This window comes from Brevibacillus nitrificans, from assembly GCF_003710965.1.
In the GTDB taxonomy this organism is placed as follows: domain Bacteria; phylum Bacillota; class Bacilli; order Brevibacillales; family Brevibacillaceae; genus Brevibacillus; species Brevibacillus centrosporus.
This window is the reverse complement of record NZ_RHHU01000005.1, coordinates 339,368-352,995: the sequence shown is the minus strand read 5'-3', so window position 1 is coordinate 352,995 and position 13,628 is coordinate 339,368. Positions and strand designations below refer to the sequence as shown.

The following is a 13,628-nucleotide window of genomic DNA, read 5'->3' as shown; positions in this document are numbered from 1 at the left end:
CCCTTTTTTATTATAACAAATCGCTTATGAGTTGTAGGGCTGGAAAAGACGTTATCAGAAAAATGAATAGGTGCGCATAGAAAAAAGCATTTTGTCCCCAAAGGATAGAGGAGCAAAATGCTTTTGTTGTTGTTTGCGAGTGTATATGAAAATACTCAATGACCAGACGGTGCCGAAATGCCGACCCGTTCCATTAAGGACCTGCTTTCGGCGTTCAGTCCTTCGATCGAAACGTGCTTGCCGAGCTGCTGGTATTTCAGGACGACCTTGGAGACAGCGGTCACAGCGGAGTGATCCCAGATGTGAGATCGACTCAGGTTGATAATGATGTGCTCCGGATCTGCCTGATAGTCGAACTGCTCGATAAAGTGGGTCATGGTGCCGAAAAACAGCTGACCGGAGATGATATATACTTTGACTCCATCCTCGTTCAGCTCTTCTGTAGATTTCAGGCGAGCCATTTTCCAGCCAAAGATGACAGCACTCAGAACCACCCCGGCGATTACGCCTTTTGCCAGGTCATGCGTAGCAACGACGATCGCGACCGTGACAAGCATGACGAGCGAGTCGCTGACAGGGATCTTGCGCAGATTTTTCAACGATTGCCAGTCGAACGTGCCGATGGAGACCATCACCATGACACCGACCAGTGCGGCCATCGGAATCTGCTGTACGATATCGCCTAGGACCATGATCAAAAACAGGAGGAACACACCAGCTACAAGGGTAGACAAGCGTCCGCGCCCGCCGGATTTGACGTTGATGACGGATTGCCCAATCATGGCGCAGCCAGCCATTCCCCCGAAAAAGCCATTGATGAGGTTGGCGATGCCTTGTCCTTTGACTTCGCGGTTTTTATCGCTGCGCGTATCCGTCATTTCATCGAGAATCGACGCGGTCATCAGCGATTCGAGAATGCCCACGAGCGCCAGAGGAAACGAATAGGGCAGGATGATCAGCAGTGTTTCGAGATTCAATGGGACGACCGGAATATGGAACATCGGCAAGCTGCGCGTAATCTGCCCCATATCTCCGACCGTACGCAGATCCAGTCCGCCAAAGATCGTTATAGCCGTCATCACGATAATGGCTACCAATGCGGGAGGAACAGCCTTGGTAAAGCGGGGGAGAATGTAGATGATCGCAAGTGTCCCTAGCACCATCGCGTACATCACCCAGGATGCCCCCACAAAATGCGGCAATTGCGCCAGAAAGATCAGGATTGCCAATGCATTGACAAATCCGATCACAACGGAATGGGGAACAAAAGTCATGAACCTTCCGATCTTGAGCATGCCCAGAAGGAACTGGATGACCCCTGTCAGCAAAGTGGCTGCAAGCAGGTACTCCAAACCGTGCTCTTTTACGAGGCTGACCATCAGCAAAGCCATGGCGCCAGTCGCTGCCGAAATCATTCCGGGTCTTCCGCCAGCGAAGGCAATCGTCACAGCAATGCAGAAAGAAGCGTAAAGTCCGACCATAGGGTCCACACCGGCAATAATCGAGAAGGCAATCGCTTCAGGAATCAGAGCCAGGGCAACGGTCATTCCAGCCAGTACGTCACCGCGTACATTGGAGAACCAATCCATTTTCAGTTGTTGAATGTTCAAATGGTTACCTCGCTTTGTCTTGGTTTTCTTGACTTTCCCCTTGCAGAAAAGTCGGGGCCGTTGAGTACAGTTCCCCATTATACAAAACGAGCTACGGTTTATCCAGAATAAATTCATTTACATCACGAACATCCATTCGTAAAATTGAATCAAAGAAGGTGACGTCGATGAAAATGAAAAAAAGCATGGCTGAGATTTTGGAGCATTTCCGTCAGGATGAACGATTCCTCGCGAATATCGCGCACTGGAGAACGATACCTGCGCGTGACGCCAAAACGGTTTCGTTTCCGAGTCAGCTGGACGCACGAATCCGGGAAGCTCTCGAAAAGCGAGGGATTCCTTCCTTATATACCCACCAGGAAACATCCTTTCGCCATGTGCGCGAAGGAAAAAGCATCGTAGCGGTGACTCCGACGGCTTCGGGAAAAAGCATGTGCTATCATCTGCCGATTCTGCAGACGCTGTCAGAGGATTCGCAGGCACGAGCGCTTTACCTGTTTCCGACCAAAGCATTGGCACAGGATCAAAAGAGCGAGCTGCACGAGCTGATCACCGAGATGGGATTGTCCATCAAATCGGAGACGTACGATGGAGACACGCCGGCGAACATCCGTCAAATGGTGCGCAAGACGGGCAATATCGTCATTACCAACCCGGATATGCTGCATTCCGCGATCCTGCCGCATCACACCAAGTGGGTATCCTTTTTTGAGCATCTCAAATACGTAGTGATTGATGAGCTCCATACATACCGCGGCGTTTTTGGAAGTCACGTCGCCAACGTCATTCGCAGGCTAAAGCGCATCTGTGCCTTTTACGGCAGCCATCCCCAATTTATTTGCACGTCAGCGACGATTGCCAATCCCAAAGAGCTGGCAGAGCAGCTGACGGAAGAGAAAATGGAGCTGGTGGACAACAACGGTGCGCCTGCGGGGATCAAGCATTTTCTGTTCTACAATCCGCCGGTGGTCAATCGGCAGCTGAATATCCGGCGCAGCGCCACTCTCGAAGCCCGGGACATTACCGAGCAGTTTCTGGTCAACGGCATTCAGACGATCCTGTTTGCCCGCAGCCGCGTCCGCGTAGAGATTTTGCTGACGTATTTGCAAGAGCTGATCAAACGAAAGCTGGGTCCGAAGACCATCCAGGGCTATCGCGGCGGGTATTTGCCCAGTCAGCGCCGGGAGATCGAGCGGGGCTTGCGCAACGGGGACATCATGGGTGTCGTCAGCACGAATGCACTGGAGCTGGGGGTAGACATCGGCCAGCTGCAGGCATGCGTCATTACGGGTTACCCTGGTTCGGTCGCCAGCACGTGGCAGCAGGCGGGACGGGCAGGCAGAAGGCAGGGGGAATCCGTTGTCGTGATGGTCGGCAGCTCTACGCCGCTCGATCAGTACGTCATCGCCCACCCGGAATACTTTTTTGACCGCAGCCCCGAGACCGCTCGGATCAATCCAGACAATCTGATCATTCTCGTCGATCATTTGAAATGTGCGGCCTACGAGCTGCCGTTTCGTGAGGGAGATACGTTCGGGAGTGCAGAGATTGTGGAAATTCTGGAGTTTTTGACTGAGGAGCAGGTGCTGCACCATTCCAAAGGCAAATGGTTCTGGATGAATGACTCGTTCCCGGCACACAACATCAGTCTGCGGTCGGCTTCCCAGGAAAATGTGGTGATCATTGATATCACCGAGCGCGGCAATGAACGGGTAATCGGGGAAATGGACCGTTTCAGCTCGATGACGCTGCTCCACGAGGAAGCGATCTACTTGCATCAAGGGGCACAGTATCAGGTAGAAAAGCTCGACTACGAGGAAAAGAAAGCGTATGTCCGGGAGGTATCCGTCGATTACTACACGGATGCCAATCTGGCCGTACAGCTGAAGGTCCTGGAGCAGGATCAGTACCGCAGGGAGGGACAACGCGCCTTTGCCTACGGGGAAGTATCCGTCCACGCGATGGCGACGATCTTCAAGAAGATCAAGTTTGAAACGCATGAAAACATCGGCTCCGGTCCGATCCATCTGCCGGAGGAGGAGCTGCACACGAATGCCGCGTGGATCGGCTTTTCCGACACGCTTTTGGAGGAGATCGGGACAGAGGACGTGGAGCGGGGGCTGGTTGGCTTGGCACATGTACTGCAGCACGTGGCACCGCTGTTCGTCATGTGCGACCCGATGGATTTGCATGTCATCCCGCAGCGCAAAGCCGTGCATTCCCAGGAGCCGACGATCTTTCTGTACGACCGATACCCCGGAGGAATTGGACTTTCCGAGCAGGTGTACAAAGAAATGGAGACGATTCTGGCACAAGCGGAGCGCATGATCGTATCGTGCCCGTGCGAATCCGGTTGCCCCTCCTGTGTAGGAGCCACTGACGATGGAAGCAAGGAGCTGGCAATGACGCTGCTTCGTGTAGCTCAGGGAGGAAGCGCGTATGTCTCTTAAATCCAAGCTGCAGCGGATGAAGGGGCATCTCTCTCTGGAGAGCGACAAAAGCACGGAAGCGGAGCAAGAGAAACCAGAGCTGTCAAAGGAAGCGGAAGAAGTCAGCGGAGCCGAGTCGGTCGAAGCACAGCAGGTTTCGGAGGAAGCTCTGCCCCAGCTGACAGCCGAGCTTTCCGATGCAGCTACTGAACCCGAGATTCCGTATGCGGAACGGTGGAAAAGCATGCAAGCTGCTCCCTTCCTCTGGGAGGATGAGCATGTCATGATCCGCGAAGTCCGCTATCCACTACGTCAGCAGCATGGGAGGTACAGCTTTGCTCAGCTGCACGAGACGATCGCAGCCTGGGAAGCGTCCGGCAAGCAGCATCCGTTGTCTGCAGCGGGACGGCGGGCGGAGGATCTGCTGTTTTTTGACACGGAAACGACTGGGCTGTCAGGGGGAGCGGGAAATACCGTGTTTCTGCTAGGCTACAGCCGCATAGAGGGAAAGGAAGTCGTTGTACGACAGCACTTTTTGCCCGCACCGCACGCGGAAGTGACGCTGTACCATTCCTTTTTGGAGCAGGCGAAGCAGTCGTCCCACCTGGTTACCTTTAATGGCAAATCGTTCGACTGGCCGCAGGTGCGTACCCGGCACACGCTCATTCGGGATCAGGTACAGGCATTGCCTGTCTTTGGTCATTTGGATTTGCTGCACGGTGCGCGAAGATTGTGGAGGGGCGAGCTGGAATCTTGCCGTCTGGCGATCATCGAGCAGGAAAAGCTGGGTGTCTATCGGGAGGACGATTTGCCGGGGTATTTGGCGCCCGTCCGCTATTTTGACTTTCTCCATTCCAAGGACCCGGATGTCGTCGAAGGTGTGCTGCGGCATAACGAAGTCGATGTGCTCTCGCTAATGACGCTCTACATCCACGTCTCCTCGTTGCTCTTGGAGCACGAACGGGAAGAAGTATCGCAGGAAGAGCGATACGAAATTGCCCGCTGGTACGAAGCGCTGGGAGACAGGGAAACGGCTATGCAGGCGTATTTGACTGTCGCGCACAGCAGCCACCCTTGGAGTGTCCGCGCGAAGCTGGCTGCCGGCCATCTGTACAAAAAACAAAAGGATTGGCAGAGTGCCCTGCAGATCTGGGAATCGTGCATGCAGTCGAACGGCTTTGTCCCGGAAGAAGTCTACATCGAGGCGGCAAAGGTGTATGAGCATCAGCTGGGAGACTGGGAAAAGGCTCTGCATTACACAAGACTCGCCTACGAGCAGTGGAAAAAGCGGGGGAGCCTGCTGCGTAATCGCTCGAAGGCAGAGGGGCTTGCCTTTCAGAAGCGGCTGGACAGACTGGAGGCAAAAGGGAACGCCACGGACGGTTCTTCCCTTTTTTCCCTGTATGAGTATGAAGAGTAAAAGAAACAAAACGTATCGCGAACCACCCAGGCTGCCTGTTTTCGTCATTCATGCGACGAAGAGGCAGTCTGTTTTTGTACCAGGCCATTTCGGGGCAGCTTTTTTGGATGGAGTGGCTTCAGCCAAGTACGTATTTCGCCCGGTACTCATGTCGCGTATAGTGCTTTTGCGTACCTGTCAGGCGTCGTCCCTCGTGATTGTACAAGGAACGAAAATACCAATCCGTATCCGCCAAACCAATGGGACGTAAATAGACGCGCTCCCCCTCCAAAAAGCGAACAGGCGGCGGTGCTGCTTCATGACATGTCATCGTACAATCTTCCTTTCCATGAGCTGCTATTTTCTAGGATAACAAGGAGCCTCTGTCAGGAATAGGTAGAGTTTGAATGGAACGAAACAAGCCAGAAATCTTTTTGAAAGGCTAGGAATTAGGCCTAGGTAGCTTCCTCAATTTGTGATCGGGGATGTTACTCGTCTATTCGGGTGAATGCTCTCCTGCATATACACATAGAGTCATCCAAATTTAACAAGAAAGAGGGCGACAGCATGTATTATCCAAGTTCCAATTGGTCGTCATCCCAATCCTCGTCTTACAACCAATCCGCGTATTACCCTTCTTCGTATTCCCCATCGCAAAGGCATGGGACTCCACCACCAGAATCAGGTTATGGGTACAGAAGAAATCGCAGGTGGCGGTGTCCAGATCACTGCAGGAATTGTCCACCGGAGTGCTGTCGTCGTCGCAGATAATAATCTGTGATTCCCGGTCATCAAAGAAAAGCTCGTAATAGACTGACCCAAAAAAGAGACAGCAGCAGCCATGGACTAGAATACAATGTCCTACACTGCTGCTGTTTTATTGTGCACAAAGCCTCTGAACCGTAGATGAAGCAAAAAAATGCTCGAAACAAAATAGGCGAATTTCTCGTATAAACGATATACGAAAAAGAGATAAGGGGAGAGCAAGTGCAAATGCAAATGAAAACAATTTCCTTACTGCTGACAGTGGTCTGTCTCCTCGCTGCCTGCGGACAAAAGGAGCAGGCAGGCGGCGGGAGCACGCCAGCGTTTCCCGAATTAACCGATCCCTACCGAGCGGAAAAGGCCATCGAGAATGGGGATGTCGTGAATGTGCATAGCCGAATAGCCAACTGGGAGCGATGGGAGCAGTTCATGAAAAATGTCGCTCAACAAACGCCTGATCAGGTGCGGATCACGAGCTACACGATTGAAGGCGATCCGACTTTCGAAGAGCTGGTGTACGACGGAAAGAAAGTGGTTTTTACCTATGATGATTCGATGGACAAATATGGCGGAAAGGACAAAGGACGCCAAACGACTACCTGTGAAGGAATCGCCATAGCGAGCAAAAGCAAGGGAAAGAACGAATACATACTAAAGGGCTGCGACAAAGAGTTCGGTCAATATTTTGAGCTGTCGAACTAGTGGTTTTTGCCAGATAAGCTACCCGCCACAGACAGAACAGAGTAGAGGCGTTTGACACCTTCCACGATTTTTTCTTCCGATAAGTTGCCATACCCCAAGATGATTTTGTCTACTCTGCGTGTCTGCCGGGGCGCACCGCATGCTCCTCTACCGGATAGACTCGGACACCGGCATCTTGCAGTTTTTCCAATAACGCAGGAGTAAAAGGAATGTCAGCAAAGGCCGCAACGATGTGCAAGCCGGCAGATGCGCCTAGAATCCGCATATCTATCGTTCCTAGGAAGGGTTGTTCCAGTGCCCCGCACAGTGCCTGCCTGCGGGGATGGGAGCGGTCCATTACTCCCCGCGTTCGCAGGGGATCTGCCGGAAAAATGGGATACCCAATCTGTCCGTGAATGGCTGTTGATGCTCGCCGCCCTTCTCTGGCCTCTCGACGTATCGTCGCGTCGCTTGCAGCTTCCTGAGCAATGGTAGGCAAAGCTTGCGCAGCTGCGGAGTCGTAGCGAGAAGACGACTGCGAGCATGGCGCAACAGGCTGTGCTGACACGGCTGGGAGAGCGGCGTTCCGGTCCGCCTCAAAAAGAGGAGCAAAAGCGAGCAGGGAATCTGGATGCCACAGCGAACTTCACTCAGGGCAGTCTTGCTCGTTCGAAAGCAGAAGCTTCGCAGATTGGAACGGGTACCAGACAGCAGGAGGCAGCAAAAGAGAAGCCGGAAAAAGCGAAAAAACAGATAAGCCCACTCATCATAAGAAAAGCAGCCCGTGCACCTATGCATTCAGGCTGCTTTTTTTCTTCAACAGGCTTTCTTTTGCTCCAGGACCATCCATTATTCCGGCTGGTTGCGTGTCTGGCTACCGATGTGGAAAGGAGAGGAGATGCCCTCGTACACCAGATGCATACTCATTCCCAGAGCAGCATGGCTGAGATTGTGGCAATGATCCATCCACAGCCCAGGATTATCAGCGCGAAAAGCGACGATGTAGGTCTCTCCTGGAGCCACATTCAACGTATCGGTCCACCAGGGACTGCCAGTAGCTGGTTTGCCATTTTGACTGAGCACGAGCATGTGATGGCCGTGCAGATGCATCGGGTGGTCCATGAAGCTGCGGTTTACGAAAGTCATTTTGACGAGATCGCCTTCTTTCACTTGAAGCATGGGCGTATTCGGAAAGACACGGCCATTTATCGTCCAAAGACCATCCAGACGCCCGTTATAAAAACCGAACTGAACGTCGAAAACGAGCTGAAAGTCCCGATCGTATGTGGTTTGAAGTGTGAAAGGCAGCGGCAGAGGACTCCCATAGCTGGCAGGGTCAAAATAAGGCAGGTCGGGGAGAGGAGCAGGTGCTTCTCCCGAGCCGTGTGGGCTGAGTAAGAGGCCGTTGTCATTATCTGTTTTCGATGGAGAAAGAAAAACAGGATGATCCGGCATCGTAAAAATGACGTCATATCTCCCGCCTGCTGCGAGAAGCAGCTGCTGATTTGCGATCAGATTCGGCTCATGCACGTCATTTCCGTCAATCGCCGCAACCTGAAACGAAGCTCCCTGCAGTCGGAAGGTAGCTGGAAAGCTGTCCGCATTAATGAGTCGCAGGCGGACAGAGGTTCCCGGTGCAGCTGTCTTTGTCGTGCGTCCCGTTATGCCGCTCAGTGTCATTCCTCCTCCAGATCCCAGCTTGTGATGGACGAGTGCAAGATCAAGCTGGGATGAGGGGGCGGGATTTGGCGTTGTGGCAGGTTCGATGATCAGTGCGCCCAGCAATCCCTTTTTTACTTGAACGGCGGATTGCTGGTGGGAATGGTACCAGTACGTTCCGGTTTGCTCTGCGACAAAGCGGTACACATGCGTTTCGCCGGGAAGCACGGCGTCCTGAGTGGCACCTGCGACTCCATCTTCCGCATTCGGCACATTCAAACCGTGCCAGTGGAGGGTGACACCTGCGTCGATGTCCTTGTTCTTCAGCACGACTTCGACCAATTCTCCTTGCTTCATGCGCAGCTCAGGTCCGGGGTATTGGCCATTGTAGGTCCACGCCTCGATGGTTTTTCCAGTGGAAAGCTTGCGCATCGTTTTTTGGGCGGTCAACGTAAACTGGCGATCAGGTACCCCCGTTCGAGGACCCGTCAGCTCCGTCACAGAGACGGAGGGGCCAGACAAGGCAGGGGAGTGCTGGCCATGAACGGGGGCCATGCTCATCTGATCGGGCAGCTTGCTCGCATGCATCGCCTGACTGAACGAGGTAAGCGAGCCGCCGGACAGCAGCAGGAGAACGAAGACGCCGCGGAGGAGTCGAATGACGAAACCGGGTCGAGTAAGCGCTCCAGCTTGTCCATGGCGCTGCTGCTGCCACGATTGCCAAATCCAAAAGACTGAGGAGCCAGCGACCAGGCACCCCCAGAAAATCAAAAGCAGCTCCCATTGCAGCGTGACAGCAGGAATGAAAAATTGCAGAATAGCGGCGAGGATGGCGCCGAGGGCAAACGTGTAGACAGGTACGATCATCTCGGGTGCCGTCGCTTTATGCCGCCTGATCTCCTCCATTTCCCCGCTGGTCCTGGTATTGTCCGGTGTGACGGCAAAGGGAGTGACAATCGGTCCGTGCGTCGCCAGCTGCCAGAGACGCGGTACAGTGACAAAGGCTGTCACGACCGCTGGCAAGAAAATGAGGGGGAGAAATCCTAGCAGCTTGTCTTTTATGTACATCCATCCAAATGATTCATAAAGCATCCAGGTCGTTCCCCATTGAGCGAGTGCCGCAAGCAGCGCTACGCCGATCCAAAGCAGGTTCCAGCGGGCACTCTTCGCCATGGCGTACCCCGCAGGTCGAAAGACGAGGTTGCCGATCCGAAGCGCCGGGAGCAGCGTCAAGAGCGAAAGAATCAAATAAAGGCCTTGATCGATCCCGGCAAGTGCTTGAAAATCCGGCATGCGTATTTTCCTCCTGATTATAAGTTCACGTTCTATCATAAAGAGGAAGCGGGAAGACCCAAACGTACTGAGGCATGATTTTGCCTCCGTCTCAGGTCTGACTCGTTCTGTGGTCTGACTCGCGTTAAGGAGCCATATGATATGTGTCGGAGCTTCATTTGACAACACTCCACTTTGCAGGAGGTAGCTGGTCTTGGAAACCTTTAAACGATTGAAGTTGTACTTTTGGCCCTATAGGCGCTATTTCTGTATTTCAATTCTGTCGTTGTTTATCGTGACGGCCGTCACCGTGATCTATCCGCTTATTTTGAAGTACACGATCGATGAGGTCTTTACCCGTAGGCAGTACGCACTCGTACCTTATCTGGCGATCGGCTTCGTTTTGCTGATGGGAATCAAAGGGGTCGCGGTGTACTACCATCAATATTTCGGTGACTTGTTCGGCGTATCGACCGTGTATGAGCTGCGCAACGAATTGTATCGGAAGCTGCAATATCTTCCCTTTCGCTACTACGACAATGCAAAAACAGGGGATCTCATGTCTCGGCTGGCGGGGGATGTAGAGGTCTTCCGGTTCTTTTTGTCGTTTGGCTCAGCCCAGTTCCTGAACTTCTTACTGCTCACGGGCTTTGGCTTTGCTATCATGCTGTATCTGCATCCGTCCTTGGCGGTGGTTACGCTGTGCGCCATGCCGTTTGTCGGGTTTACTGCCTATCGCTTTGACAAACGGGTCCATGTCGCCTTCAAGCATATCCGGGAAGCTTTTGCCTCCCTGACGACCAAGGTCCAGGAAAATATCAGCGGGATGAATACGGTAAAAGCACTATCACGCGAAAACAATGAGATCAACAAGTTTACGGACAAAAATCTGAATTATAAGGAAAATCACATCTCGACGGCCCGGATCTGGGGGACCTTTTTTCCATTGATGGAGCTGTTCGGCAATCTATGTGTGGTAGCTTTGCTGGTGTTTGGCGGGTGGCTGGTCATTCACGATCAAATGAAGCTAGGTGAACTGGTCGCTTTCTTCAGTCTGGTCTGGTTCATTATCGGCCCGTTGATGCAGCTTGGCTTTATTCTCAACTCGTATTCGCAGTCGAAAGCGGCAGGGGAGCGCCTGCTGCAGGTTCTAGACGAGGAAGATGATCGTCGCAATGTGCCAGCAGCCGCCAGCCATGAAGAGGAGCTTCCGATAAAGGGGCATGTACAGTTCATCGATGTCAGCCTCGCCTACAACGAAGCCAATGAGCATGCCCTGCAGTCGATCAGCTTTCAAGCAGCGCCGGGAAAAATCATCGGGTTGATCGGCGCGACCGGATCGGGGAAAACGAGTGTTACGCAGCTGATATCCCGTTTTTACGAACCGACAGCGGGAACCATCCTCATCGATGGAAAAAGCAGCGAGAGCTATTCACCCCAGCATTTGAGGCGGAACATGGGAGTCGTCTTTCAGGAATCGTTTCTTTTTTCCTGTTCCATTTACGACAACATCGCTTACGGACGGCCAGATGCGAGCAGGGAGGAGGTCATTTCGGCAGCTGTTTATGCGCAGGCACACGATTTTATCAGGGAGCTTCCAGATGGCTATGACACGCTTTTAGGTGAGCGGGGGCTGGGCTTGTCCGGCGGGCAAAAACAGCGAATCGCTATTGCCCGGGCTTTTTTGATCAAACCGAGCATCCTGATTCTCGACGATGCGACTTCTGCCGTGGATATGGAGACGGAATACCGGATCCAGCAGTCACTGCGAGAGGTAATGGTAGGCAGAACGACCTTTATCATCGCGCATCGGATCTCGTCATTGAAGCACGCAGATGAGATTCTCGTGATGGAGCTTGGACGGGTGATCGAGCGGGGGACTCATGAACAACTGATAGCTTTGCCTGCAGGAGCTTATCGACGCATTTACGACATACAGTTCCAGGATCGGGATCAAGAGGCGCAGCAGGCGGAGGGGAGCCGGATATGAAAAGCAGGCAAAAACACGATCGCTTTCAATACTCCGTCGAGAACGTGATCGACAAGCCGTACAACTGGACACAAATGACCAGGTTGATGGGCTACATGAAGCCGTATCTGGGCAAATGGCTTCCTTATGCAATCCTTTCTCTGGCGGTAGTGACACTGGTTCGGCTAGGGGTACCGTTTCTGATCAGTATCGCAATCGATGAGGCGATCCAGAAAAAGAATCTGATGGATCTGTTCGAGATAGCGGGCATGATCATGGGACTGTATGTATTGGGATGGATGGAGAGTGCCCTGCGGATTCGCTGGACGAATCAATTGGGGCATTCCGTCATTTACGACTTGCGCCAAGAGCTGTTTACCCATATCCAAAGACTGTCCCATCGCTTTTTTGACAAGCGCTCGGCAGGCTCCATTCTGGTCCGCATCACCAACGACATCAATTCGCTTCAGGATTTGTTTACGAATGGCGTCGTCAATATCTTCATTGATATCGTGATGCTGATCGGCATTCTCGTCATGCTGTTTGTGCTGAGCCCAACATTGACCTTTGGGATCATGATTGTTTTGCCGCTCATGTTCCTCATCTCCATTCAGCTGCGCAAGAAGATTCGCTTGGCATGGCAGACCGTGCGTCTCAAGCAATCCAAGATCAACTCCCACTTGAATGAGAGCATTCAGGGCATCCGCGTTACGCAGTCTTTTACCCAGGAGCAGGAGAATCTGGCTTTTTTCGAGCGGATGAACATGGACAACTTTGAAGCCTGGCGGACAGCCACGCAGCGAAGTGCAACCTTTCGTCCCATCGTGGATATGGCAGGCGCCATCGGTACAGCGATCTTGATTTGGCTCGGAGCCACGCTCATTCAGGCGGATACGATCTCGATTGGCGTGTTCGTTGCCTTCGCTTATTATTTGGGCAACTTCTGGGAGCCGATTTCCCGCTTGGGGCAGGTGTACAACCAACTTTTGATGGCGATGGCGTCGTCAGAGCGAATCTTTGAATTTCTCGATGAAAAGCCTTCTGTACCCGAACAGCAGGAGGCAGTGGAGCTGACCGATGTTCAGGGAAGCATTGTTTTGGAGGATGTCCAGTTTTCCTATGACGGGCAGCGAGATGTTCTGCACCACATTGATTTAAAGATCAAGGCAGGCGAAACGATCGCACTCGTGGGGCATACGGGATCAGGCAAGACGTCCATCGTCAATTTGATTTGTCGATTCTACGATCCTACAAACGGCAGAGTGAAAATAGACGGGGTTGACCTTACGCAAGTCCGATTGGAGACACTTCGTTCCCAAGTCAGCATCGTTTTGCAGGATACCTTCATTTTTTCAGGGTCAATCATGGACAATATCCGCTTTGGAAGACCGGACGCTACGGATGAGGAAGTCATCCAGGCAGCTTGTGCGATCGGCGCCGACTTTTTTATCAGTCGGCTGCCCAATGGCTACCACACAGAGGTTGAAGAGAGAGGGAATGTGCTCTCGCAGGGAGAGCGGCAGCTGCTATCCTTTGCCCGTGCCTTGCTCGCCAATCCGAAAATCCTGATTCTGGACGAAGCAACCGCAAGTATTGATACAGAGACGGAAGTAAAGGTGCAGCAGGCACTGAAGCGGTTGCTCAAGGGGAGGACAGCGATCGTCATCGCTCACCGGCTTTCCACCATCCGGGAGGTAGATACGATCGTCGTGCTCGACCACGGAACGATTATTGAACAGGGCAATCACACCAGCTTGATGGACAGACGGGGTGTATACTACGATCTCGTCCTCTCGCAATTTCGGGTGTTGGGCACTTGAGCGAGAAGGAATAGCAAAAGGGGC

The 13,628-nt window shown here is 52.8% G+C and carries 9 protein-coding genes; 5 read left to right on the top strand and 4 right to left on the bottom strand.

Annotation, left to right across the window (positions count from 1 at the left end; all coding sequences use genetic code 11):
* Nucleotides 1-155: 155 nt before the first annotated feature.
* The gene (locus tag EDM59_RS11695) at nt 156-1,610 is read right to left on the bottom strand and encodes a SulP family inorganic anion transporter (RefSeq protein WP_246011009.1); all 1,455 of its coding nucleotides are present in this window, start codon (nt 1,608-1,610) and stop codon (nt 156-158) included.
* 167 nt (nt 1,611-1,777) lie between these two features.
* On the opposite strand from EDM59_RS11695, the gene EDM59_RS11690 reads away from it, so the two are divergent.
* Nucleotides 1,778-4,060 (top strand): DEAD/DEAH box helicase, encoded by a 2,283-nt coding sequence (locus EDM59_RS11690; protein WP_122923755.1) that lies wholly within the window; start codon nt 1,778-1,780, stop codon nt 4,058-4,060.
* Complete coding sequence (locus EDM59_RS11685; RefSeq protein WP_122923754.1) at nt 4,050-5,459, top strand: ribonuclease H-like domain-containing protein; 1,410 nt, start codon at nt 4,050-4,052, stop codon at nt 5,457-5,459. Before EDM59_RS11690 ends, EDM59_RS11685 begins: the two co-directional genes overlap by 11 nt.
* A 118-nt stretch (nt 5,460-5,577) precedes the next feature.
* On the opposite strand, the gene EDM59_RS11680 is transcribed toward EDM59_RS11685, so the two are convergent.
* Nucleotides 5,578-5,769 carry a hypothetical protein gene (locus EDM59_RS11680; RefSeq protein ID WP_246011008.1) on the bottom strand — a complete coding sequence of 64 codons (192 nt, stop codon included), beginning with the start codon at nt 5,767-5,769 and terminating at the stop codon, nt 5,578-5,580.
* 662 nt (nt 5,770-6,431) lie between these two features.
* Between EDM59_RS11680 and EDM59_RS11675 the strand changes: the two genes are divergently transcribed.
* On the top strand, nt 6,432-6,905 hold the full coding sequence (locus EDM59_RS11675) for a DUF4362 domain-containing protein (protein WP_122923753.1): 474 nt from the start codon (nt 6,432-6,434) through the stop codon (nt 6,903-6,905).
* Between the two features lie 109 nt (nt 6,906-7,014).
* Here the strand turns inward: EDM59_RS11675 and EDM59_RS31050 are convergent, their stop codons facing one another.
* Nucleotides 7,015-7,452, bottom strand: a complete 438-nt coding sequence (locus tag EDM59_RS31050) for a hypothetical protein (protein WP_183192891.1) — start codon at nt 7,450-7,452, stop codon at nt 7,015-7,017.
* Nucleotides 7,453-7,733: 281 nt separating this feature from the next.
* Entirely contained in the window at nt 7,734-9,836 is a 2,103-nt protein-coding gene (locus EDM59_RS11665; RefSeq protein ID WP_122923751.1) for a multicopper oxidase family protein, read from the bottom strand.
* A 193-nt stretch (nt 9,837-10,029) separates the two neighbouring features.
* Between EDM59_RS11665 and EDM59_RS11660 the strand changes: the two genes are divergently transcribed.
* Nucleotides 10,030-11,805, top strand: coding sequence for an ABC transporter ATP-binding protein (locus tag EDM59_RS11660; protein WP_122923750.1), 1,776 nt, complete (start codon nt 10,030-10,032; stop codon nt 11,803-11,805).
* Complete coding sequence (locus EDM59_RS11655) at nt 11,802-13,604, top strand: ABC transporter ATP-binding protein (protein WP_122923749.1); 1,803 nt, start codon at nt 11,802-11,804, stop codon at nt 13,602-13,604. Before EDM59_RS11660 ends, EDM59_RS11655 begins: the two co-directional genes overlap by 4 nt.
* Nucleotides 13,605-13,628: the final 24 nt, after the last annotated feature.

Bases quoted from the DNA above. Each gene is read 5' to 3' on its own strand.
- EDM59_RS11655 (WP_122923749.1), top strand. From the start codon at position 11,802: ATGAAAAGCAGGCAAAAACACGATCGCTTTCAATACTCCGTCGAGAAC.
- EDM59_RS11665 (WP_122923751.1), bottom strand. From the start codon at position 9,836: ATGCCGGATTTTCAAGCACTTGCCGGGATCGATCAAGGCCTTTATTTG.
- EDM59_RS11685 (WP_122923754.1), top strand. From the start codon at position 4,050: ATGTCTCTTAAATCCAAGCTGCAGCGGATGAAGGGGCATCTCTCTCTG.
- EDM59_RS11680 (WP_246011008.1), bottom strand. From the start codon at position 5,769: ATGACATGTCATGAAGCAGCACCGCCGCCTGTTCGCTTTTTGGAGGGG.
- EDM59_RS11690 (WP_122923755.1), top strand. From the start codon at position 1,778: ATGAAAATGAAAAAAAGCATGGCTGAGATTTTGGAGCATTTCCGTCAG.
- EDM59_RS11675 (WP_122923753.1), top strand. From the start codon at position 6,432: ATGCAAATGAAAACAATTTCCTTACTGCTGACAGTGGTCTGTCTCCTC.